This window comes from Cellulomonas cellasea (genome assembly GCF_006538745.1).
Lineage (GTDB): Bacteria > Actinomycetota > Actinomycetes > Actinomycetales > Cellulomonadaceae > Cellulomonas_A > Cellulomonas_A cellasea.
In genome coordinates, this window is record NZ_BJLR01000036.1 from 1 (window position 1) to 22,795 (window position 22,795).

17 protein-coding genes are annotated in these 22,795 nt (G+C 76.5%); 13 read left to right on the forward strand and 4 right to left on the reverse strand.

Annotated elements, in window-relative coordinates:
- The 3 genes from CCE01nite_RS22235 to CCE01nite_RS18500 all read right to left on the reverse strand — a co-directional run.
- Window positions 1-4,915 (reverse strand): PDDEXK-like endonuclease domain-containing protein (locus CCE01nite_RS22235; protein WP_246056717.1); only part of this gene is annotated, 4,915 nt, incomplete at its 3' end.
- Between the two features lie 401 nt (window positions 4,916-5,316).
- Window positions 5,317-5,634 carry a PAAR domain-containing protein gene (locus CCE01nite_RS18495; protein WP_141372801.1) on the reverse strand — a complete coding sequence of 106 codons (318 nt, stop codon included), beginning with the start codon at window positions 5,632-5,634 and terminating at the stop codon, window positions 5,317-5,319.
- A gap of 6 nt (window positions 5,635-5,640) precedes the next feature.
- The gene (locus CCE01nite_RS18500; protein ID WP_141372802.1) at window positions 5,641-6,939 is read right to left on the reverse strand and encodes a COG1470 family protein; all 1,299 of its coding nucleotides are present in this window, start codon (window positions 6,937-6,939) and stop codon (window positions 5,641-5,643) included.
- A gap of 180 nt (window positions 6,940-7,119) precedes the next feature.
- Here CCE01nite_RS18500 and CCE01nite_RS18505 point away from each other — a divergent pair, with 180 nt between their 5' ends.
- The 5 genes from CCE01nite_RS18505 (at window position 7,120) to CCE01nite_RS18525 (ending at window position 12,377) form a co-directional block, all read left to right on the forward strand.
- On the forward strand, window positions 7,120-7,743 hold the full coding sequence (locus tag CCE01nite_RS18505) for a response regulator transcription factor (protein WP_141372803.1): 624 nt from the start codon (window positions 7,120-7,122) through the stop codon (window positions 7,741-7,743).
- A gap of 219 nt (window positions 7,744-7,962) precedes the next feature.
- Window positions 7,963-8,682, forward strand: a complete 720-nt coding sequence (locus CCE01nite_RS18510) for a Pvc16 family protein (RefSeq protein WP_141372804.1) — start codon at window positions 7,963-7,965, stop codon at window positions 8,680-8,682.
- Window positions 8,679-10,934: an AAA family ATPase gene (locus CCE01nite_RS22240; RefSeq protein WP_246056718.1), complete on the forward strand. Its 2,256-nt coding sequence runs from the start codon at window positions 8,679-8,681 to the stop codon at window positions 10,932-10,934. Before CCE01nite_RS18510 ends, CCE01nite_RS22240 begins: the two co-directional genes overlap by 4 nt.
- Window positions 10,935-11,076: 142 nt before the next feature.
- On the forward strand, window positions 11,077-11,841 hold the full coding sequence (locus tag CCE01nite_RS18520; protein WP_141372805.1) for an eCIS core domain-containing protein: 765 nt from the start codon (window positions 11,077-11,079) through the stop codon (window positions 11,839-11,841).
- A gap of 65 nt (window positions 11,842-11,906) precedes the next feature.
- Window positions 11,907-12,377 (forward strand): hypothetical protein, encoded by a 471-nt coding sequence (locus CCE01nite_RS18525; protein ID WP_141372806.1) that lies wholly within the window; start codon window positions 11,907-11,909, stop codon window positions 12,375-12,377.
- A 15-nt stretch (window positions 12,378-12,392) separates the two neighbouring features.
- Here the strand turns inward: CCE01nite_RS18525 and CCE01nite_RS18530 are convergent, their stop codons facing one another.
- A complete protein-coding gene (locus CCE01nite_RS18530) occupies window positions 12,393-13,571 on the reverse strand; it encodes an FAD-binding oxidoreductase (RefSeq protein WP_246056721.1) in 1,179 nt (392 codons plus the stop codon).
- A gap of 20 nt (window positions 13,572-13,591) precedes the next feature.
- Between CCE01nite_RS18530 and CCE01nite_RS18535 the strand changes: the two genes are divergently transcribed.
- Genes CCE01nite_RS18535 through CCE01nite_RS18570 form a run of 8 tightly spaced genes read left to right on the forward strand, consistent with a single transcriptional unit; the run spans window position 13,592 to window position 22,765 of the window.
- Entirely contained in the window at window positions 13,592-15,181 is a 1,590-nt protein-coding gene (locus tag CCE01nite_RS18535) for a phage tail sheath family protein (protein WP_141372808.1), read from the forward strand.
- 44 nt (window positions 15,182-15,225) lie between these two features.
- Entirely contained in the window at window positions 15,226-15,669 is a 444-nt protein-coding gene (locus CCE01nite_RS18540) for a phage tail protein (protein WP_141372809.1), read from the forward strand.
- 28 nt (window positions 15,670-15,697) lie between these two features.
- A complete protein-coding gene (locus CCE01nite_RS18545) occupies window positions 15,698-16,150 on the forward strand; it encodes a hypothetical protein (protein ID WP_141372810.1) in 453 nt (150 codons plus the stop codon).
- On the forward strand, window positions 16,147-16,317 hold the full coding sequence (locus tag CCE01nite_RS18550; protein WP_141372811.1) for a DUF6760 family protein: 171 nt from the start codon (window positions 16,147-16,149) through the stop codon (window positions 16,315-16,317). The genes CCE01nite_RS18545 and CCE01nite_RS18550 overlap by 4 nt, the downstream gene beginning before the upstream one ends.
- A gap of 3 nt (window positions 16,318-16,320) precedes the next feature.
- Window positions 16,321-19,632: a hypothetical protein gene (locus CCE01nite_RS21485; RefSeq protein ID WP_170223990.1), complete on the forward strand. Its 3,312-nt coding sequence runs from the start codon at window positions 16,321-16,323 to the stop codon at window positions 19,630-19,632.
- 15 nt (window positions 19,633-19,647) lie between these two features.
- Entirely contained in the window at window positions 19,648-20,103 is a 456-nt protein-coding gene (locus CCE01nite_RS18560; protein ID WP_141372812.1) for a phage tail protein, read from the forward strand.
- A 3-nt stretch (window positions 20,104-20,106) separates the two neighbouring features.
- On the forward strand, window positions 20,107-20,982 hold the full coding sequence (locus CCE01nite_RS18565; protein WP_170223991.1) for a CIS tube protein: 876 nt from the start codon (window positions 20,107-20,109) through the stop codon (window positions 20,980-20,982).
- The gene (locus tag CCE01nite_RS18570; protein ID WP_141372813.1) at window positions 20,969-22,765 is read left to right on the forward strand and encodes a VgrG-related protein; all 1,797 of its coding nucleotides are present in this window, start codon (window positions 20,969-20,971) and stop codon (window positions 22,763-22,765) included. The genes CCE01nite_RS18565 and CCE01nite_RS18570 overlap by 14 nt, the downstream gene beginning before the upstream one ends.
- The last annotated feature ends 30 nt before the right edge of the window (window positions 22,766-22,795 follow it).

Below are 22,795 nucleotides of genomic sequence, written 5' to 3' on the forward strand. Positions count from 1 at the left end.
CCGGCTCGCGCCCCGAGCCGGTCGTCGGCTCGGGGCTCGAGACGTCCGCCGCGTCGGTGCCGTGGCGGCGGGCGGCCGGGATCGTGGGCCACGCACCCGTGCGCACGGGCACCGGGCCGGTGCGCGGGGCACCGGACTGTGCACCGACGGCCGCCGGGGTCCCCGTCGTCGCGGCCGAAGTCCTCGGCTCGGCCGGGGCCGGCGGGGTCGCCGGAGCCGGGGGCGTGATGGCGTGCCACGGGCTCGTCCGCACGGTGAGCGTCCCGCGCGGCGGCGTGATCGGGCTCTGCGGGGCGGCGGGCGGGGGCGTGCGGCGGCGCGCGCGCGTCACGGGCTCGGCCCACGCGGGCTCGCCGGACGCGGAGCCGCCCGACCGGCCGTCGGCGTGGGCGTCGGCGGCGGACGCAGCGGCGACGGCTTCCGCAGCGGAGGCACCGGTGACAGCTTCCGCACCGGACGCACCAGTGATGGCCTCCGCACCGGACGCACCAGTGACGGCTTCCGCACCGGACGCACCAGTGACGGCTTCCGCACCGGCGGCACCGGCGGCAGCTGCCTGGCCGGTCGCACCGGGCGCACCCGTACCGGCTCCCGGACCGGCCGTAACGGTCCCGGCTCCGCGACCAGCGGCGTCCGGCACCGCGCCCGTCGTCGTTCCCGCCTCGACCCCGACGGGAACGCCGTGCGCCGGCGTCACCACGTCCGCGTCGTCCTCGGGCTCGTCGACGCGCACCGGGGCCCGGGTTCCGCCCGCGGGCCGCACCGCCGCGGGGGCGGCGGCCTCGACGGCGCGCCGGACCCGGTCGACCTCGGCCTGCGGGTCGAGGAACGCCGCGGCGGACCACACCTGCACGACGCTCCAGCCGAGGCGCTCGAGGCGCTCGCCCACCTGCCGGTCGCGCACGCGGATGCTCGGCTCGGCGACGTAGGCCTCGTCGTCGGTCAGGACCGCGACGAGCAGGCGCCCGGGCAGGTCCGGGTGGCCGACCGCGAGCGGGATGTGGGTGCCGCCCGGGAGGCCGTGGTCGAGCTCGACGGTCAGGCCGTGGCGCCACAGCCGCTCGGCGAGGTCGACGACGAGGCGGTCGGGCTCGCGCCCGGTGGCCTCGTCCGCGTGCTGCGGGAGCGTCAGGGTGTCGGGGTCCGCGGCCGATCGGCTCGCGGGGGCAGCCCCCGCACCGCCGGCGGTCGACGCGACCGGACCGGTGGAGGCGTCGGGCGGGGTCGAGCCGCCGGAGGACGAGGACGGCTCGGCCGGCGCTGCCGACGCGGAGATCGACACGAACGGCGGCGCCGCCGCAGCGACCGCAGCCACGGACGGCGCGGTCGTCGACGGCGTGAACGACACCTCGCCCGAGTCGGCGCTGCGCCGCTCGGCGAACGCCAGCAGGTCGGCGAGGAGCCGCGGCCCGGGGCCGCGGAGGCGCTCGGGGTCGAGGTCGCCGGCGCGGAAGCACGACACCATGTCGAGCCGGTGCCGGGTCGCCCCGAGCGCGGCGAGCAGGAGCGCGTCGCCGCCCGGCCCGCCGATGGGACCGAAGCGGTGCAGCACCCGCCCGTGCGGGGTCCGGCCGAAGCCGACGGACAGCACGACCGCGTCGCGGCTCAGCCCGGCGACGCCCGCGAGGTCGGCGACGACGAACGGCTCGGTGACGCCCGCGTCGAAGAACGCCGCGAGCCCAGGGTTGTCGCGCACCTCCGTCAGGACCGCCTCGCGGACGTGCTCGGCGTGCACGGACGACGGCGTGATGACGGCGAGCGACTCGTCGGGACGCGTGAGCGCGTGCGTGAGGACGAGCTCGACGACGTGCTCGACCTCGGCGCGCGTGCTGTCGACCGCGCCGCTCGTGGCGTCGGGCATCCCGGTGCCGTCGACGACGTCGAGGCGCACGAGCGGGGCGTTCTGCGGCAGCGGCGTCGGGCTCAGGACGTCGCCGTACCCGTGCGCGGCGAGGAAGGCAGTCAGGTGCGGGTCGCGGCGCGAGGCGTCGGCCCGCAGCGCGACGCCGGGCAGCACCTCCGCGAGCTCGCGGACCGCGCTGCCGGACGCGCAGCGGGCGTCGCCGAGCACGACGACCTGGCGCCCGCGCGCGATCGCGGCGAGGGCGACCTCGAGCGGCAGGTGCGCGGCGGCGTCGAGCACGACGAGGTCGACGGTGCGCGTCGCGGGCAGGACCTGCGGCACGAGCATCGGCGACGCGGCGAGCACCGGGCGCAGCCGGCGCACGAGGTCCGGGTACCGGGCGACGGTCTCGCGGAGGTTCGTGATGCGGTCCTCGACGAGCTCGGTGAACAGCGCCTGCGTCTGCCCCGGGTTGGCCCGCAGCGCGGACGCGACGTGCCCGACGACGGCCCGGCGCACCGGCCCGGACAGGCTCGCGACGTGCGCGCGGTCGAGCGCCGCGTACTGCGCCGAGAGCCGGCCGAGGGCGGCGCCGTCGTAGTCGGCGAGCGCGGGGTCGTCGCCGATGATCTGCTCGAAGACCGTGCTCCACCAGGCGAGCTCGAGCTCGGGGCCCGTGAGCTCGGCCTCGATGCGGCGGGCGGCGAAGTCGTCGAGCAGCGAACCGAGGCCCGCGGCGGTCAGGGACCGGACGAGGCGGGTGCGCTCGGGCAGCGCGTCGAGCGCCCGCGCGTCGCCCCACAGCCGCCGCAGGCGCTCGACGAGCGCGGGCAGCGTGAGGGCGGCGAGCCCTCCCCCGCCGGGGGTGCTCGCGAGCACCGCGTCGAGGGCGTCGAGGTCGGCCCGCACCGCGCGGTACTCCTCCTCGATCGTCGCGAGGCCCTCGGGCAGGCGCGGCCAGCCGCCCGCGGGGCAGTGCGCCTGCCAGATCTGCCGCTGCTCCTGCACGCCAATGAGCGCGGTGTGCAGGTCGGCGACCGGGCGTCCGGGGCGCACCATGTCCTTGGCCTGCTTGCGCAGCCGCCGGCGGAGCCAGAAGCCCATGGGCATCCCGTGCTCCTCGCGCCACTCCTTCGTCGCCGTCGCGGCGACGAGGTCGGCGGCGGTGCGCTCGAAGATGAGCGGCTGGAACACGTCGAGGGCGCCGCGGATGCCGCCGAGCATCACGAGCTGCTCGCCCCACGCGTCGACCGTCGTCGCCTCGGTGAGGCCCGTCGCCGCGGCGACCTCCTTGACGCGCGAGGCGAGGATCGGCAGCGCGTGGTCGAGCAGGCGCCCGATGCGGTCGAGCGTCTCGCGCGCGGCGTGGTCGGTCGTCAGGTCGGCGCCGAACCACGGGGTGTCCGTCGGGCGGAGAGTCGAGGCACCGAGGACCACCGCGCGGGCCAGGTCGGTCGCCAGCACGGCGCGGGTCTCGGCGTCGAGCACCCGGGCGACGTCGGGCGCGAGGCGGACCGTCGTGCGCGGGGCCGGACGGGTCGAGGTGAGGCTCGCGAGCGCCTGCAGCGCGTCGTACGCGGACGCGTCCCACGGGGTGCGCCCGGCGTGCAGCGCGTCGACGTACGCGCGCAGGCGCTCGCGGTGCGCGACGAGGTCCCGGCGCAGCAGCGTCGTGCGCGCGGCGTCGACGGTGGTGCTCGCGAGGGTCATCGCGTCGAGCAGGCGGCGCGCGGCGGCGGTGCGCCAGCCGGCCTCGGGCGCGACGTCGAGGAGCAGGTCGTCGAGCCCGAGCTCCGCGAGCCGGGCCGCGAGGGCTCCCGCGGCGCGCCGGTGCCCGGGGACGTAGAGGACCGTCTTGCCCGACGCGGCCGCGTCCGCGACGACCGCCGCGAGCGTCCCGGTCACGTCCGAGCCGGTCGGGGCGTCGACGAACAGGTGCTCGCCCGTCGCGAGCAGGTCGAGGACGTGCTGCTGCGCGGCGTCGAGGTCACCCACGCCGCGCTCGACGTCGGGGTCGCGGTCGCCGCGCCGCATCTCGGGCAGCGGGCGCCGGACGCGCTCGCGCGCCTCGTCGACCCCGGCGAGCGCCGCGACGACCTCGTGGCGGTCGAGGGTCCCGGAGAGCTGGTCGAGGTCGTCGACGAGCACCTGCCCGGGGTGCACGAACGTCCCGACGACGAGGCTCTCGGTGAGCCGGAAGCCCTCGAGCACCGCGCCGCCGAGCGACGCGAGCCGGGCGAGGGCCGGACGCGGGTCGAAGCCCGTGCCGGTGAACGTGCCGCGCGCGACGGCGCCGGGGTCGAGCAGCGCACCGCGGCTGCGCAGCGCGCGCGCGACGACCGGGTTGACCTCGAGGGTCTGCTCGAGCACGAGCTCGTAGTCGCTCTCGCCGCTCCCCCGCGCCCGCAGCGACACGGGACGCAGCAGCACGGGTGCGCGCACGGTGCGCGGCTCGCTCGCGGACGTGGGCCCGGACCCCGCGAGGGTGCCGGCGAGCGGGGCCTCGCCGTCGAGCGCGTCGGCACCGTGCCGGCGTGTGACCGCGGCCAGGGCGGCCACGTCGTCCTCGGCGACGTCGGGCGTCGTGCGCTCGGTCCACGTCGCGACCCCGATCGCGAGGTACGTCGGCGCGATGCCGTAGCGCTGGGCGTACTGCTCGGCGCGTGCACCGACGGCGCGGGCGCGGCGCTTGGCGGTCGCGAGCGAGCCGCCCTCGCGCACGAGGTTCGACAGGCGCGTCTCCCGGCCCGCGAAGAGCTGCGCGATGCCCGACGGGTGCGCCGCCGAGAGGTCCAGCGCGGCGTCCCCGAGGAGGTCGACGTCGGCGAGCGTCGAGCCGCCCGCGGTCTCGACGAGGCGCGCGCGCCAGCCCGCGAGCGCACTGGCGACGAGCTCCTCCGCGGACGGCGGCTCGACCAGCACCGGTCCCGCGGTCGCGGCGGGGTCCGGCGTCGGGTGCTCGCCGTCGACCGGGGCACCACCGGCGGCCGAGGGGGTCGTGGAGGGCGCGCTCGGGTCGGGTCGCGAGCCCGAGCCTGCACCGGGGCCGAGGTTGCGCGCAGGGACGATCACCCTCGGAACGCTAACCGCCACCCTCCGGCGTCGCCGCATGGCACGCCGGGAGGCGCGTGATCCCGCGGAAGTCATCCGCTCGGGCGACGCGGTCGGCGCCGGGTCGACGGGGCCTTGGGCTCCGTCACCGGGTGCGGACTCCGGCAGTCCGCCGTCGCGAGGGCCCGCGTGGGTGGTGCCCGCCGCAACGACGATCGGGCGGGCCCTCGGAAGGACCCGCCCGATCGTGACGTGTGAACAGTGCGCACCGCGCAGGGGGCAGGCGATGCGCACTGTCAGGCTCAAGTGTGCGGCTTCGCCGGGTGTTGGTCAACTGTCCAGCCTGGGCCGCACGGGTGATTGTGGACGCCGCCGTGCGGACCGGCCGGACGGGCGCGTGCGGGGTCCGCGGCCGCCCGGGATCATCCGCCCACGACGACCGTCGGGCAGCCCGGGCCGGGGGCGATCGGGGTGCCGTGCAGCGACTGGTCGCCGAGCCGCGCCGCGGGGAACCCGCCGATGAGCACGGTCGTGCTGCCCATCGCGATCCCGTTGGGTGCCGGGGACACGCACACGATCCCGCCGGGGACGGCGTTCGCGACCGCCGCCGGCATCGAGCCGATCAGGACGGTCGCGACGGCGGCCGCCGGGGTGATCGGCCCGCCGACGTGCGGCTTCGGGCCGTCCATGAGCGGGCAGAGCGCGCTGTCGCCCGCGCGCAGGGCCGGTCCGGTGGGCATCGGGCGTCAGGGCACCGGGGCCGGCGGGGTCAGGAGCTGCCCGCCGAAGTAGATCGCGGCGGCGCACTCGTCGGGCGGCGGGGTCTGCCCGGGCGGCTTGCCGACCTCGTTGCACTCGAGCGTCATGACGAGCTCGTCGCCCGCGGCCCCGACGATCGGGGAGATGAAGTGGTAGTCGAGATCGCGGAAGTTCTCGAGCGCCGAGTCGAGGACCACCTGGTCGCCCATCTCGAGGCGCACGCGCCCGAAGTCGCCCTGCGGGTTGCTCAGCACGAGGTCGGTCAGCTCGATCGTCTGCCCCTCGGGGACCACGAAGGTGTCGTCGAGCGTCGAGCCGGCGCCCGTGTCGACCTCGAGCCGGCCCGACGTCGGGATCTCCGTGGGCGGCAGGACCGTGCCGCCGACGATCTCGTCCGCCTTGACCGCGGCGTCGCCCGCGACCTGCGCGGACTGCTCCGCTCCCCCGGCGGCGGCCCCGGCCTCCTCGGCGGCCTGCTCGGCGGCCTCGGCCTGCTCCTGCACGACGTCGACCTCGTCCTGCACGGCCTCCTGCGCCGCGGACTGCACCGCGCCGCGCAGCACGAGGAACCACAGCGCGACGAGCGCCGCCGCCAGGGCCAGCAGCGCGAGCAGCAGCTTCGGCAGCCACGACGGGATGAGCGGCTCCTGGACGAACGTGCCGTCGAGCGTCACGGGCGTCCCGTCGCGCGGCTCGACCGTCGCCGTGTACGGGAGGGTCCGCGGCTGGCCGCGCCACATCGACCGGACGGGCTCGACGCGCAGCTGCGTGAACGTCGCGTTGCCCGCCCCGACCGTCGAGACCGCGGGCCTGACCCCGAACTGCAGGGCGTCGGCGTGGTCGGACCCGCGCAGCCCCACGGTCACCGGCTGGTTGCCGCGGTTGTCGACCGCGACCCGCACCTTGGCCCCGCGCCGGCCGTGCGACGTCCGCGGCACGAGCTCGGCGGTCGTCTCCATGAACGGCAGCACCTCGACGGACCCCTCGGGGACGACCGTCTCCTCGGGGTGCTCGGTCGGGACGACGCGCACCCCGAACCGGAGCTCACCGGCGGGCACGGCCGCCGAGCGCGGCGGGAAGAACATCACCGTGGCGGTCGTCGAGGCACCCGGGTAGAGGGAGACGTCCTCGGGCTCGATCGAGGCCCAGCCCTTCGCGGGGCCGACCACCTCGAGGTGGTAGCCCTCGACGAGCTCGCCGTTGTTGTAGATCTGCAGCGGGACGGCCGCAGCCCCGCCCGGGTCGAGCATGACCGGGGTCGGGTCGAGCGTCGCAGTCGTGGTCATGGACCGACGCTAGGGCGGCGCCCGCCGCGTCCCCTGGCGCGGCCGGGCCGGACTTCGGGGCAGCCGGGGGTGCCCGTTGTGCCCGTGTTGACTGCACGAAGATCGTCGACCGGCAGACTCCCGGGCAGGCGGTCCCCGAGGGGGTGGACCGGCACGTGCAGGGCACGGGGAGGAGTGGACATGGAGCGCATCGGGGTGCACGTCCTGGCGAGGGACCCGATCTCCGAGGCCGGTGTCGCGAGCCAGCTGCGGCCGCGCCCGGAGGTGCGGGTCGTGGGCAGGTCGGAGCTGCACGAGGCGAAGGTCGCCGTGATCGTGGTCGACCAGGTGGACGACGAGACCACCACGATCCTGCGGGTCAGCCAGCGCGCGGGCGTCGCCCGGACCGTGCTCGTCGCGGGGCGCCTCGACGACGAGGACCTCGTCACCGCGGTCGAGGCCGGCGTGCTCGGGCTCGTGCGGCGCAGCGAGGCGACGCCCGAGCGGCTCGTCAAGGTCATCCTCGCGGCCGCCGCGGGCGAGGGCAGCGTCCCGCCGGACCTGCTCGGGCGGCTGCTCGACCAGGTCGGCCGGCTGCAGCGGCACGTGCTCGGCCCGCGGGGGCTCACGTTCACCGGGCTCGCGACGCGCGAGGTCGAGGTGCTCCGGCTCGTGGCCGACGGGCTCGACACGAGCGAGATCGCCCGGCAGCTGTCCTACTCGGAGCGGACCGTGAAGAACGTGCTGCACGACGTCACGACCCGGCTCCAGCTGCGCAACCGCTCGCACGCCGTCGCCTACGCGGTGCGCGAGGGCCTGATCTAGCGGGGCTGCCCCGCGCGGGCGAGGGTGCCCGCGCGGGGGCCGGCGGCGGTCGGCCCGGGGCCGGCGCGCGAGCGGGGCAGCCGCTGCCCGGGCGGTCGGACGCGCTGCCCGATCGGCTGCCCCGCGCCAGGTGCGGTACGGCGCGGGCGGTCGGCACCGTGGAGCGGTCGGCGGCGCACACGCGCCGGCAGCGGCCCGAGCGCACGAGGGGGTGGACGGGTGATCGCCCAGGTCGACGCGGCCCTGCGCAGCATCGTGCGGACCGACGCGGTCGCCGGGACCGACCTCGAGGTCGTGTTCGACGCGCCGACCAAGGACTGGGCGTCGCGCCGCAACACCCCGACGGTCAACCTCTACCTGTACGACCTGCGCGAGGACGTCAAGCGCCGCGAGCGCGGCTGGACCGAGCGGCGTGGGGGCGACGGCACGGTCGTCTCGCGCAGCCCGGCGCCGCGGTTCTTCAAGCTCTCGTACCTCGTCACGGCGTGGACGCAGCGCCCCGAGGACGAGCACATGCTGCTCGACTCGCTGCTCGCGTGCTTCCTGCGGTACGAGGCGCTGCCGCGCGGCCTCGTCGTGGGCCACCTCGCCGAGACCGGGCTCGAGGTCCCCGTGACCGTCGGGCTGCCGCCGCCCGAGGACCGGGCATTCGCCGACGTGTGGTCCGCGCTGGGCGGCGAGCTCAAGCCGTCGCTCGACGTCGTCGTGAGCGCGCCCGTCGACACCGGCATCGTCTACCCCGCCGGCCCGCCGGTGTCCGACGGCCCGTACGTCGGGCTGCAGGACCTCGTCGGCGGCTCGGGCGGCGGCCCGCGGCGGCGGCACACGGCGCCGCCCCGCGCCGAGGCGCCCGCGCCGCCCGCGGTGCCCGCGGTGCGGGCCACTCCCGCCGGGGCGCGCTCCGGCGCGCGGGCACGCAAGCGCGGCGCGCAGCCGTGAGCGGGGACGCGGGCGTGGACGTGGGCGGGCTCGGGCAGACCGACGGGCACGCGGCTGCCGGGCAGCACGGGCAGCACGGGGACGCGAGCCTCGCGCACCTGCTCGGGCGCGCCGCGACGGTCGAGGAGCGGGTCCGGGACCTCGTCGCGCGGCGCCGGGCCGTCGACCCGCAGCCCGACGACCCGTTCCGCGGCCTCTACCTGAGCGACGACGCCGTCGACCGCCTGCTCGCGGGCCCGCGACCCGGGCCGGCGCCGGGACTCGCGGCGGACGCACGGACCGCCGCGGTCGAGCGCGCCGCCGACGAGGCCGAGCGCGCGGGCGACCGGCTCCGGCTGCGCGGGCTCGTGCGCCGCTTCGGGCTGAGCCCGCTCGACGTCGACCTCCTGCTCGTCGCGCTCGTGTGCGACCTCGACGCGCGGTTCGAGCAGCTGTTCGGGTACCTCAACGACGACGTCACACGCCGCCGGCCGGCGACCGCGGTCGCGCTCGAGCTGTGCGGCGCCGACCTCGCGTCCGCGCACGCGCGCGCCCGGCTCACGCACGGCCCGCTCGTGACCGGGGGCCTGCTCGCGGTCGAGGACCCCGACCGGCCGTTCCCGGGCCGGGCGCTGCGGGTCCCGGACCGCGTGGTCGAGCACCTGCTCGGCCACGACGCACCCGACGCGGCGCTCGCGCCGGTGCTCGTGGCCCCGCCGGACGTCCGGTGGGGCGAGGCCGGTCCGCTCGCCCGCGCGCTCGACCGCGGCGTGACGCTGACCTACCTGCGCGAGGGCTCGACGGGCTCGGCGCGCGTGCTCGCCGTGCAGGCGCTGCGGGCGCTCGGCCGGGACGCCGTCGTCGTCGACCTGCACGCGCTCGCTGCGGAGCCCGACGCGCACGTGCTCGCCCGGTCCGCCGCGCGCGAGGCCCGGCTGCGCGGCGCGGGGCTCGTCGCCGGGCCGGTCGAGGCGGTGGCCACCCGGCCGCGCCTGCTCGCGGCGCTGGTGTGCGACCCCGAGCCGCTGCTGCTCGTCGGCCGCGGCGCGTGGGACCCGGGGTGGACGACACGCCCGCCGCTGCTGCTCACCGTGCCCGCGAGCACGACCGACGAGCGCTCGACGATGTGGCTGCGCGCGCTCGGCGCGGGCTCACAGCCCACCGAGGGCGGCGAGGGCACGGACGACATCGGGGGCTCCGGCGGCAGCGGCGGCGGCGCGGGCCCCAGCCGCGGTGCGCGCACCGCGCGCCACGAGGCCGCCGCCGGGATCGACGACGCGACCGTCGAGGCCGCGACGCTGCAGTTCCGCCTGCGCCCCGAGCAGGTGGCCCGCGCGGCCGCGTCCGCCCTCGCGCAGGCCCGCGTGGAGCCCGACGGGCAGGTCACCGCCGAGCACCTGCGGGCCGGGGCGCGCGCCGAGAACGGGTCGGCGCTCGACGGACTGGCCCGGCGCATCGAGCCCGCGGTCGGCTGGGCGGACCTCGTGCTGCCGCGCGCGCCGCTGATCGCGCTCCGCGAGGTCGCCCTGCGCGCACGGCACCGCGAGCGGGTGCTCGGCGACTGGTCGATGCGGCCGGGCGGCGGGCGCGGGCACGGCGTCGCGGCGCTGTTCGCGGGCGACTCCGGGACCGGCAAGACGATGTCGGCGGAGGTCGTCGCGCACGAGCTCGGGCTCGACCTGTACGTCGTGGACCTCGCGACGGTCGTCGACAAGTACATCGGGGAGACCGAGAAGAACCTCGAGCGCATCTTCGGCGCCGCCGCCGGGGTCAACGGGGTCCTGCTGTTCGACGAGGCCGACGCGATCTTCGGCCGGCGCTCCGAGGTCCGGGACTCCCACGACCGGTACGCGAACATCGAGAGCGCCTACCTGCTGCAGCGCATGGAGTCGTTCGACGGGCTCGCGATCCTCGCGACGAACCTCCGCGCGAACATCGACGAGGCGTTCACGCGGCGGCTCGACGTGCTCGTCGACTTCCCGCTGCCCGACGCCGAGCACCGCCGCGCGCTGTGGGACCGCTGCCTGGGCGCGCTCGTCCCGCGCGACCCGGACGTCGACCTCGACTTCGTGGCCGGCGCGTTCGAGCTCGCGGGCGGCGCGATCCGCTCGTCGGCCGTCACCGCGGCCTACCTCGCGGCGGACGACGGCGGCACGGTGCGCATGACGCACGTGATCAGCGCCGTCGAGCATGAATACCGCAAGCTCGGCCGGCTGTGCCTGCCCGGGGAGTTCGGGCGGTACTGGTCGATGCTCCAGCCGACCGGGGCCTGACCCCGCGCGTGCTCGATCGGGCAGGCGCCCTGCCCCGGACGACGACCGCCCGACCCTGTGCCCTCGGGGACGCCGGCGTCAGCCTCGGAGCAGACGCCGCACCGGGGTCCGGCCCGGCGGCGAGCCCGGCGAGGGAGCGACCATGCGCGAGCACGAGCACGAGCACCTGGACGACGACGCGCAGCGCCCGCGCACCGAGCGCACCGAGGAGCGGCCCGACGGCGTGCTGTGGCGCGCGGCGGCGGCGGGACGCGCGGACGTCGTCGGCCCGCAGGGGCTCGCCCGGCTGCAGCGCACGGTCGGCAACCAGGGGACGCGCGGGCTCGCGCAGGAGGAGCGCTCGCCGGTGCTCGACGTCGTCGGCTCCGGCGGGAGCCCGCTCGACGCGCACGTGCGCACCGACATGGAGAGCCGCCTCGGCCACGACTTCGGGGACGTGCGGGTGCACACGGACGACGCGGCCCACCGATCCGCGGCGTCGGTCCAGGCGCACGCGTACACGGTGGGCTCCGACGTCGTCTTCCAGCGCGGGCAGTACGACCCCGGCTCGACGGCGGGGCGCACGATGCTCGCGCACGAGCTCACGCACGTCGTGCAGCAGCGCAACGGGCCCGTCGACGGCACCGCGACCGGCGACGGCGTGCGGGTGAGCGACCCGTCCGACCGGTTCGAGCGCGAGGCGGCGGCGAACGCCGAGCGCGCGATGTCGGCGCCGCCGGTGCAGGCCGTCCGGTCCGGCGGCGGCGCGGGCGCAGACGGCGGTGCGGCGGCGGCCGTGCAGCGCGACGCGGAGGAGGAGAACCCGGAGGAGGCGCCCGTGCAGGGGGCGTTCGAGCAGGGCACGTCCGAGCACGGCACCTCGGTGCAGCGCGAGGAGTCCGAGGAGGACGAGGCACCCGCCGGCTGACGGTCCGCGCGAGGGGGCGCCGGGAACGGCCACGGCGGCACCGGAACCTGCGCCACACTCACGGCATGCCCACCCGGACCTTGACACTCGTCGTGAGCGCGGTCGTCGGCTGCGCCGGGGTGGCCGTCCTCGCGGTGGCCTGGGCGACCGGCGGCATCGCGTGGCTCCTCGCGGACGTCCCCGGGGCGGCGAACGACGTGGTGCCCGGGCTCGTGCTGGGCCTGGCCGGTGCCGGGTTCCTCGCGGTCGCGCTGCTGGGCGCTGCGCTCGTCGTCGCGCTCGCGGACACCGCGGCGTCGTCGACCATCCCGCACGGCGCGGCCCTCGTCGCCGTCGGCCTGAGCGTCGCGTCCCTCGGGGCGGCTGTCGTCGGCTCGAGTCGGTGGGCCGCGCGGTCCGCGTCGGACGTGCTGGCGCCGGTCGTGCCGGACCTCGACGCACCGGCCGGGGGCGGTCGGGCGGGCGTGCTCGTCGGGCTCGCGCTCGCCGTCGCCGCGTACGCGGTCCTGACCACCGCCGGCCGTCGCGCGCGCTGACCCGCCCGCGCGCCGTCAGGCGTCCGGCGACTCCTCGGTGACGAGGTCCGCCGCCCACGGGTCCGGGCCGAACACCTCGTACTGGATGTCGCGCGCGGGCACCCCGTGGGTCAGCAGCGCCGAGCGGACCGACTTCATGAACGGCAGCGGCCCGCACAGGTAGTACCCGGCGCCGTCGGGCAGGTCGACGTCGTCCACGTCGAGGAGGCCCTCGAACACGCCGTCGGCCCCGAGCGTCGACTCCGCGCCGCGCTCGTACCAGGTGTGCAGCGTCCCGCCGGGAAGCCGCCGGACGTCCGCGAGCACCCGCTCGCGCAGCGCGAACGTGCGCTCCTCGACGTCGGCGTGCAGCACGTGCACCTCGAGCTGCGAGCCGGCCGCGACGAGGTGCGAGAGCATCCCGGCCATCGGCGTGACCCCGATGCCCGCGCTCACGAAGACGAGCGGGCGGCCGGAGTCGTCGAGCACGACGTCGCCGAACGGCACCGACATCGTCAGGACGTCGCCGACCTGCACGGTCTCGCACAGCAGCGTCGAGACCTCGCCGTCGGGCCGCTCTCCCCCGCCGCGCACCCGCCGCACCGAGAACTGCCGGGTCTCGCCGTCGTCGGCCCGCGTGAGGCTGTACTGCCGGGGCTGGTGCACGCCGTCGGGCATCGGGACCTTGACCGTGACGTACTGGCCGGGCAGCGACGTGCGGACCGAGCGGTGGTCGGTGCGCCGGACCACGAACGTCACGACGTCCTCGGTCTCCTGCCGGCGCGACTGCACGCGCCACTCGCGCCACACCCGCTCGGGGCTGACGCCGCGCGCGCTGTACAGCCCGCGCTCCTGGTTCACGAGCGCGTACGCCATGAGCCAGTAGACCTCGTCCCACGCCGCCGCGACCTCTGCGGTCACGGCGTCGCCGAGCACGTCGACGATGGCCCAGAACAGGTGCTCGTGGACGATCGCGTACTGGTCCGGGTGGATGCCGAGCGACGCGTGCTTGTGCGCGACCCGCTGCAGGAGGTGCTCGGGGAGCTGCAGAGCATGAGGGCCTCCTCGCCCGCGGGCACCCCCTGCGCCCGCTCCGACCAGGCTAGACCCGGTGCTCGATCGGGCAGCGACGTCTTCCCTCCACGACGGCCCGACGCACGTGCCGCTGTCCGGGCGGCGCGGTGACGCTGGTCTCGGCGTCGCAGTGGCGCTCACCGGGCTCTGGAGGGACCAGCATGCCGACCTACCTTTCCCCAGGTGTCTACGTCCAGGAGGTCGAGGCGGGATCCCGCCCGATCGAGGGAGTGGGCACCGCCGTCGCCGCGTTCGTCGGCCTCGCCGCGCAGGGCCCGCTCAACGAGCCGACGCTCGTGTCGAACTGGACCCAGTTCACCGAGAAGTTCGGCGACTTCCTGCCCGGGTCCTACCTCGCGCACTCGGTGTACGGGTACTTCCTCAACGGCGGCGGCAACTGCTACGTGGTCCGGATCGGCGGCGGGGCGTCGTCGAACGGGCACGCCGGGAACGGCTCGGCCGCGGTCGGCGCCGGGGGCGCCGCGAAGGCCCGCAAGGCCGTGACCGCTCCCGCCGCGGCGATGGTCGGCGGCTACCGCGTGACCGCGCAGCCCTCGGCGGCGAACAAGTCCGTGAGCGTCGAGGTGCAGGACGCCGGCGGGGCCGAGCCGCCCGAGGACCACTTCAAGCTCGTGGTCCACGCCGACGGCAAGGTCGCCGAGACGTTCGACCACGTCAGCACGAAGCGCGGGCCCGAGAACGTCGCGACGAAGGTCAACGCCGAGTCGAAGGTCGTGACGCTCGAGGAGGTCTTCTCGGGCAGCGCGCTCATGAAGCCCGACAAGGGCACGTTCGGCCTGCTCGCCCCCGAGCCCGAGCCCGAGGCGCCGACCGTCGCCGCGCTGAGCGCCGACGACTACGTGGGCGACGCCGCGGAGCGCACCGGGTTCAGCGGGCTCGAGGCGATCGACGAGGTCACGATGGTCGCCGTCCCGGACCTCATGGCCGCGTACGAGCAGGAGGCGATCGACCTCGAGACGGTCGTCGCGGTGCAGCGCGCGGTGATCGACCACTGCGAGCTCATGGGCGACCGCATGGCGATCCTCGACTCCCCCGCGAACCTCAGCCCGCAGCAGATCAAGAAGTGGCGCATGGAGGACACGAACTTCGACTCCCGCTTCGCGACGCTGTACTGGCCGTGGGTCAAGACGTTCGACCCCGCGTCGGGCAGCAACCGGTTCGTGCCGCCGTCGGGCCACATGGCCGGGGTCTGGGCCCGCAACGACGACGAGCGCGGCGTGCACAAGGCGCCCGCGAACGAGGTCGTGCGCGGGGTGGTGAGCCTGCAGACGCAGATCACGAAGGCCGAGCAGGACCTGCTCAACCCGAACGGCATCAACTGCATCCGGACGTTCCCCGGGCGCGGGGTGCGGGTCTGGGGTGCCCGGACGCTCTCGAGCGACCCGTCGTGGCGCTACCTCAACGTGCGCCGGCTGTTCAACTACCTCGAGGAGTCGATCCTCATCGGCACGCAGTGGTGCGTGTTCGAGCCGAACGACCCCGCGCTGTGGGCGCGGATCCGCCGCACCATCAGCGCGTTCCTGGTCAACGAGTGGCGCAAGGGTGCGCTGTTCGGGACGACGCCCGACGAGGCGTTCTTCGTCAAGTGCGACGGCGAGACGAACCCCGCCGAGGGGATCGACGCCGGCCAGGTCGTGTGCCAGATCGGCGTCGCGCCGGTGAAGCCCGCGGAGTTCGTCATCTTCCAGCTCGCCCAGTTCTCGGGCGGCACGAGCCTCGTCAACGAGTGACGCCGGACCCGGTCCGCTCGGAACCAGAAGGAGAGTGACCAGCGATGCCCCTCGACACATTCGACTCGTCGGCGGCGAACGGCTTCATCGTGACCATCGACGGGATCCAGATCCCCAAGGTCACCGAGGTCAGCGGCCTGAAGAACGAGGTCGACAAGATCGAGCTCAAGCAGCAGACGTCCGACGGCAAGTACGTCGTCCGCCAGCTCATCGGCCGCCCCAAGCCCGGGGAGTTCACCGTGACGCGCGGGCTCACCGAGTCCAAGACGGTCACGGACTGGCTCAAGAAGGTCATGGAGGGCGACGTCACCGGGTCCCGCAAGACGGCCTCGGTCGCGCTGCTCGACTACCAGGGCGCGACCATCAAGACCTACAACTTCGTGAACTGCTGGGTGCGGTCGGTCGAGATCAACTCGCTCAAGGCCGGCGCCGCCGAGCAGGCCACCGAGAAGTTCACGGTCTGCTACGACGAGTCCACGATCTCCTGAGACGGGGCCGAGCGACGTGATGCAGCGCATGCGCAACGGTGTCCTGGACGCCCTCGAGCCCGTGCACGAGGGCGGCCCCGCGTCGCCCGACCCGGCGACCGACCGCGGCGTGCTGCGCACCGAGTTCGCGTTCGAGCTCCCGCGCGGGTACGTCGACGGCGACGGCGTCGTGCACCGCTCCGGGGTCATGCGGCTCGCGACCGCGCGCGACGAGCTCCTGCCGCTGTACGACGCGCGGGTCCAGGAGAACGCCGCGTACACGACGGTCGTGCTGCTCGCGCGGGTCGTCACGTCGCTCGGGACCGTCCCGGCGATCACCGCGAACGTCGTGGAGAACATGTTCGCCTCGGACGTCGCGTTCCTGCAGGACCTCTACCGCCGCGTCAACGCCGAGGGGCACACCCGGATCGCGGTCACGTGCTCCGCGTGCGAGCACCGCATGACGGTCGACCTCGCGGGTGGCCGCCTGGGGGAATCGTGACGTACGCGCCCGACCGCATCCACGAGGAGGTCGCGTACGTCGCCTACCACTTCCACTGGCCGCTCGACGACATCCTCGACCTCGAGCACGGGCAGCGCCTGCGGTACGTCGCGGAGATCGCGAGCATCAACACGCGGCTCAGCGCGCGCACGAACCAGGAGCGCTGAGCCGTGCGGTGGCCGTGGCAGCGGGACGCACCCGCGGAGTCCGACGACGTCCGCGGGCACGCGGGGGACGACGGGCGCGGGGGCGATGGCGGGCGCGGTGCGGGAGCGGACCGGGCCGACGCGCGGACGGGCGCCGGTGCGCGCGCGGCGGGGGCCGACGTGCAGCGGGCCACCGAGGCGGCGCCGTCCGCGGCCGGCTGGGCGTTCGTGCCGCCGCTCCAGCGCAGCATCCCCGCCATGCCGCTCGTCTCCGGGGTCGACACCGCCCGGCACGGGCTCGCCGCGTGGGGCGACCCGACGTCGCTGCGCCCGATGTCGCACCTCATGAGCACCGACGTCGCTGCCGGGGTCGTCGACGGCGACGGCCGCGGCCTGGGCGCCACGGCACCGCCCCACCCCCACAGCCCCACGAGCGCCGAGCCCCCCGCCCTGCGCACGACCGACCTGCTCGACCCCTCGCCGTCCGGCGGGACCGCGGCACCCCACGTGCAACGCTCCGCGGTCCCGCCGGCGCCCCACCCCGTGCGCCCGCCCGCGCCGCTGGTCAGTGCCGGCTCGCTCGACCTGCCCCTTCTCCGGCTCGCGGCGCTGCCGGACGTGCCTGCCGCCGTCCGCGGGAGCGACGACGGGTCGGCGGACGACGCGGGGTCCCGCGCGGGCGCGACCCGGGTCGGGGACGACGACGGGCTCGCGTCCACGGCCGCGGACCCGGACGGACCGGCGGACGCATCCCCGGTCTCCTCCGACGCCGTCGCGCCCGTGCTCGGCGCGGCCGAGGTGGGGACGCCTGGCCTCGGGGCGTCCGTGCTCGGGTCACCCACGCTCGGGAGGTCCGGGGCCGACGCCGACCGGGGGCCGGACACCACGGGAGGAGCGAGCACCGCGGAGATCGCGCGTGCCGCAGCCGCCGCGGGGTCGACGTCCGTCCCGCTCACGCTGTCCGGGGGTCCGCCCGCCGCCGCTGTCCAGCGCGCGAGCGCCACGGCCGAGGGGGACGCGGTCGGAGTGGGCGCAGGCGAGGGGGGCGCAGGCGCGGACACCGCCCCCGCGGCGCGCGGGGCGAGCTCCGCTCCGGGGACGTCGTCGCCGGTGCAGCGGGAGGGTCTCTCGACGCAGCGGGCCTCGCTCGGGACCGGGCCGGACGGGGCCGCGGTGCAGCGGGTGGCCGGCTCGTCCGGCGACGCCTCCGCCGCACTCCCGCGCACGTCCGTGCCGCGCCGCCTCGGGCTCGGTGCCCCGCTGACCGGGCCCGTCCCGAGCCGGGACTCCTCCGACCTGCCCGCGCGCGCGACCGGGTCGGCGGCGGCCCTCCAGCGCGCGCACGCGCACGACGCGACGCCAGGGGCCGCCGGGCACCACGGCTCGACGCCCTCGGGCGCGGGGCTCGTCCCCGGGCTGGGGTCGGTCGGCCCGGCACTCCCGCTGGTGGCTCCCGAGCTCCTCGCCGGACCCGGTGCGATCGACCGGGGGTCCGGCGACACCGCCGCCTCGGTGGAGGGTCCGGCGCCCGTCGACGTGATGCGGTCGGCGGACGGCGGCGCACCCCTGGGCAGCGGCCCTCCCGGCCACGGCTCCCGCAGCGACAGCGGGGTGGGCAGCGCGTCCCACGACGGCGACGCGGGTGGGGGCGTCTCCGAGGGGGGCGCTCGCGACGCCGCCGCGCTCGGCGGGGGCGCGCTCGGCGGGGGCATGGCCGGAGGGGATCTCGGCGACGACGGTCCGGTCGGCCACGGCCCGGTGGCACCCGCGGCGGACACGGGCGTCGGCCCGCACGCCCCTGTCGGTGCGGCGGACACGGTCGCGGCCCCGGGCCCGGTCGTCGCGCGCGCCGTGGAGCTCCCTCTCGCGCCGGGGTCGTCGAACGGCGGAGGGCCGGCCGACGGCGCGAGCGCCGAGCCGCTCTCCGCGCTCCCGCCGCTCGGTCCCGCCCGTTGGCCGGACGCCGTCGCGCCGGATCCGACGCGGCACGGCTCCGTTGCCGGTGAAGCCCCCGGCGGCGCCGCCGGGTCGTCGGGCGGCGCGTCGAGCACGCACGCGCTGCCGATCGTCAGCCGCTCGGCTACGACCGCCGCCCCCACCTCGGACGGCTCCGCGCACGTCGGGTCGGGCGCCACCACGAGCGCCGCACCCGGGCCCTCGTCGCCCGGCGGGCCGGCCGCGTCCGTGGCCGGGGTCGGGGCCGAGCGGACGGTCTACCCGGACACCGCTGCACCGTCGTCCGGCCCGGGGCTCCTGCCGCTGGCTGACCTCGGCAGCTCCCCCACCGGCGCGTCCGGCATCGTGAGCCGCACGGCCGACAGCACGGCTCAGCAGGACCCGGTCGTGAGCCGGACGAGCGAGGGCATGGCCGAGTCCGGCCCGGTCCTGAGCCGCTGGGCCGACGACTCTGCGCCAGGCCCCGTCCTCAGCCGCGCGATCGACGGCGCCGTCGGGCCCGGTCCGGTCGTGAGCCGCACGAGCGAGGGCACCTCCGCGCCGACCCACGCGATGCCGCTCGCCACCGCTGACCTGAGCCGCTCCTCCGCAGGGCCCGGGGCGGGCAGCGCTCCGTTGGCCACTTCGCTCCGGACCACGCCTCTGTCGTCACCGTCCGCAAGCGCGTCGCCCGTGGCCGCCGCCGCGTCGCCGCTGCCCGGGGCCGACTCACCGCTGACCGTCGCGCGCTCCACGGCACCGACCCCGGGCACCGCCCCGGCGTCGGCCCTCGCGCTCGCGGCGCCGACCGCCCAGCGCGCCACCGACGGCACCGGCGCCGGCCCCGACTCACGCACCGCGCCCCTCGTCGGTGTGCTCCCCGCCGGCCCGTCCACCGCGCCGCTGGGCGCCGCCGCCCTCCAGCGCACCGCCGCCGCGCGCCCGGCCGGGGACCCCGCCGCGTCGTCGGGCACCCGCTCGGGACCGGCGTCGTCGACCACGCCGCTCCCGCTGCCGACCGGCGCCGCCGAGAACCCGGCGCCGACGACCTCCCCGGACGCAGCGCACGTCGACCTCCCGCTCGACGTCCGATACTCCGCCGACGTCCAGCGCGCCACCGCCGTCCCGCAGCCGGCCGCCGTCCCGCAGGCCCCCGACGGCCCGGACGTCCCGGACGTCCAGCGAGCAGCCGAGGCCCCCACCGAGCAGGCCCCACCCCCGGCCACCCCGGCCGCCGCCCCCGGCGCGGCCGCCGCGGCCTCCCCCGCGACCCCCGAGGCGACCTCGCCCGAGCAGCTCGACGCGCTGGTGCGCCGGCTCGTCGGGCCCCTGACCCGGCAGCTCCGGGCCGACCTGCTGCTGGACCGCGAGCGCCGCGGCCGGCGCACCGACGCACGGTGAGAGAGGAGCACGTCGATGCCGAAGGTGGAGCTCGTCCTCCCCGAGGACCAGACCGCGGTCAGCGTGCACTTCGTCGTCACGATCGACGGCGCCCCGCTGGGCGCGTTCACGAGCTGTGAGGGTCTGGGCTGCGAGGTCGTGATGGAGACGCGCGAGGAGGGCGGCAACAACGGTCTCGTCTGGCAGCTGCCGACCCGGCTGAAGTACCCCAACATCAAGTTCTCCCGGCCGCTCGGCAAGCAGAGCGAGCAGGTCTCGGCGCTGTTCTCGCGGATGGCGTCGGGGTACACGCTCGCGACCGGTCACATCCAGGCGATGACGGCGTCGGGCGCGATCGTCGCCGAGTGGGAGCTCGAGAAGGTCGTCCCCGTGCGCTGGACGGGGCCCTCGCTCAACGCCGACCAGCCCAAGGTCCTCACGGAGACCGTCGAGATCGCCCACCACGGGTTCCTGCCCGGGAAGAAGGGCTGAACGGTGGCCACCGCGACCTCCACCGGCGCACCCGGCGCCGTCGGCGCACCGACCGCCCCGAAGCCCGGCAAGCTCGAGCACGCGTACCTGTCGATCTGCGAGCCCTCGACCGACGGGTCACTCACGAAGGCCGGCCCCGAGCTGCACCGGCTCGACTTCCAGTTCAACCCCAAGGAGCTCGCGCTCACCAAGACGGCGTCGTGGGGCCGCGGGACGAGCCGCAACAGCAAGAAGAGCGGCCCGCCGCAGTACAACGGGCCCCAGCCGGGCAAGCTCGCGCTCGAGATGTTCTTCGACGCGTCGGACACGCAGTCGAGCAGCGTCGTGAGCCGCGTCGAGCTGCTCTTCGAGTGCTGCGTGCCGACGAAGGCGTCCCACCAGCAGAAGAAGGGCTCGCCGCCGTTCGTGCTGTTCCGCTGGGGTCCGCTCACGAGCTTCCTCGCGTACCTGTCGAGCGTGCAGGCGAAGTACACGCTCTTCACCGCGGAGGGCATGCCGATCCGCGCGGTGTGCACCGTGACGCTCGAGGAGCTCGCGGGCGAGCCGCCGGGGCAGAACCCGACGTCGGGCGGCCTCGTGCCGCGCCGCATGCACGTCGTCGTCGAGGGCGACACGCTCGCCGGTGTCGCGTACCGCGAGTACGGGGAGGCGGCGCTGTGGCGGGCGGTCGCGCAGGTCAACGGGATCGACGACCCGATGCGCCTGCGTCCCGGGCGACACCTGCTGCTGCCGTCGCTCGACGAGCTGCACGGCCCGCGCGGCGGCCTGCCGCCCGGTGCGCGCGGTGCCCGGCCCGGCGCGGCCCCCGGAGCGGCCGGCGCCCCCGCGCCCGGTCCCGGCGCGACCCCCGGGAAGGAGCCGTCCCGTGCCGCACGGTGAGGAGCACGCGACCACCCCGATCGTCGAGGTCGAGGGACGCCCGCTGCCCGAGGACGTCGCGGCGCTGCTCGTGTCCGCGTACGTCGACGACTCGACGATCGTCCCCGACCTGTTCGTGCTGCGGTTCAGCGACCCGGGCTCGGTCGTGCTGGCCAAGGCCGGCATCACGATCGGCGCGAAGGTGCGCGTGCTCATGCAGTCGAGCACCCCCGGCGGGCCGGTCCCGCTCGTGACCGGGGAGGTCACCGCGCTCGACCTCGACCTGTCGCCGGCGGGCGTGCACACGGTCGTGCGCGGGCTCGACCTGTCGCACCGGCTGTTCCGCGGCCGGCGCGTCGAGGCGTACGTCAACGTCACGGCGTCCGACGTCGCCCGGACCGTCGCCCAGCGCGCGGGCATCGCCGTCGGGACGGTCGACGGGCCCGGCGGGGTGCTCGAGCACGTCGCGCAGGACGGAATCGACGACTGGACGTTCCTGCGCGGCCTCGCCGACCAGGTCGGCGCCGTCGTCGCGGTCGCGGACGGGAAGCTGAGCTTCACGCGGGCGACCCCCGCGTCGCGGGCCCCCGGCGGGTCGGCCGGGGCGCGCCAGGACCCGCTCGTGCTCGAGCAGGGCGTCAACCTCGTGCACCTGCGCGCGACCGTCACGTCGGCGGGCCAGGTGCCCGACGTCGAGGTGCGCGGGTGGGACGTCGGCGCGAAGCGCGAGCTCGTCGCGGTCGCCCCGGCGCGCACCGCGAGCGCCGAGCTCGGGGACGTCACGCCCGCGACGCTCGCCTCGACGTTCGACAGCCCCCGGTTCGTCGTCGCGGCGTCGACGTACGGGGAGCAGAAGCAGTGCGACCTCGCCGCGGCGTCGCTGGCCGACCACCTCGCGGGCGGGTTCGCCGAGCTCGACGGCGTGGCGCGCGGCAACCCGGCCCTGCGCGCGGGCACCGCGGTGCGGCTCGCCGGCGTCGGCGCGCCGTTCGAGGGGCGGTACACGCTGAGCGCGACGCGGCACGAGTTCTCGCAGGACTCGGGCTACCTGACGTCGTTCACCGTGGGGAACACCTCGGAGCGCTCGCTGTACGGCGTCACGACCGGCGGTCTCGGGGACGGCGGGGGCGGCGCCGGCGGCGTGACGTTCCCGGGCGTCGTCACCGCACAGGTCACCGACCTCAAGGACCCCGAGGAGCGCGGCCGGGTCAAGGTCCGCTTCCCGGTGCTCTCCGACGCCTACGAGAGCTGGTGGGCGCGGGTGGTCCAGGCCGGCGCGGGCGACGGCCGCGGCGCGGTGCTGCTGCCCGAGGTCGGGGACGAGGTGCTCGTCGCGTTCGGCCAGGGCAGCTTCCAGCAGCCGTACGTCCTCGGGGGGCTCTACAACGGCAAGGACAAGCCCGACAAGCCGTGGTCGGACCACGTCGGCCCGACCGACGGCGCCGTCCGTCGCCGGGCCCTGGTGAGCCGCACCGGGATGCTCGTCGAGTTCCTCGAGTCGCCCGACGGCGAGGAGCTGACCGTCAGCACGGACGGCGGCGCGCAGAGGATCACGCTCACCCAGAAGCCGCAGGCCGGTATCACGATCGTCTCGACGGGCTCGGTCTCGGTGAAGGCCGACAAGGACGTCGAGGTGAGCACCGGGTCGGGGAACGTCGCCGTCAAGGGCGTCCAGGTCTCGCTCACCGCGACGGGCGCGCTCGAGCTCAAGGGCGCCACGGTCAAGGTCACGGCGGACGGCACCGCCGAGCTCTCGTCGAGCGGCGTCACGACGGTCAAGGGCTCGCTGGTCAAGATCAACTGACGGCGCCGCCGGTCGCCCGGCGCGCGCCCG

What these genes read in the sequence shown, in the direction of transcription:
- CCE01nite_RS18495 (WP_141372801.1), bottom strand. Translation starts at nt 5,634, where the DNA reads ATGCCCACCGGACCGGCCCTGCGCGCGGGCGACAGCGCGCTCTGCCCG.
- CCE01nite_RS18500 (WP_141372802.1), bottom strand. Translation starts at nt 6,939, where the DNA reads ATGACCACGACTGCGACGCTCGACCCGACCCCGGTCATGCTCGACCCG.
- CCE01nite_RS18505 (WP_141372803.1), top strand. Translation starts at nt 7,120, where the DNA reads ATGGAGCGCATCGGGGTGCACGTCCTGGCGAGGGACCCGATCTCCGAG.
- CCE01nite_RS18520 (WP_141372805.1), top strand. Translation starts at nt 11,077, where the DNA reads ATGCGCGAGCACGAGCACGAGCACCTGGACGACGACGCGCAGCGCCCG.
- CCE01nite_RS18525 (WP_141372806.1), top strand. Translation starts at nt 11,907, where the DNA reads ATGCCCACCCGGACCTTGACACTCGTCGTGAGCGCGGTCGTCGGCTGC.
- CCE01nite_RS18535 (WP_141372808.1), top strand. Translation starts at nt 13,592, where the DNA reads ATGCCGACCTACCTTTCCCCAGGTGTCTACGTCCAGGAGGTCGAGGCG.
- CCE01nite_RS18540 (WP_141372809.1), top strand. Translation starts at nt 15,226, where the DNA reads ATGCCCCTCGACACATTCGACTCGTCGGCGGCGAACGGCTTCATCGTG.
- CCE01nite_RS18545 (WP_141372810.1), top strand. Translation starts at nt 15,698, where the DNA reads ATGCGCAACGGTGTCCTGGACGCCCTCGAGCCCGTGCACGAGGGCGGC.
- CCE01nite_RS18560 (WP_141372812.1), top strand. Translation starts at nt 19,648, where the DNA reads ATGCCGAAGGTGGAGCTCGTCCTCCCCGAGGACCAGACCGCGGTCAGC.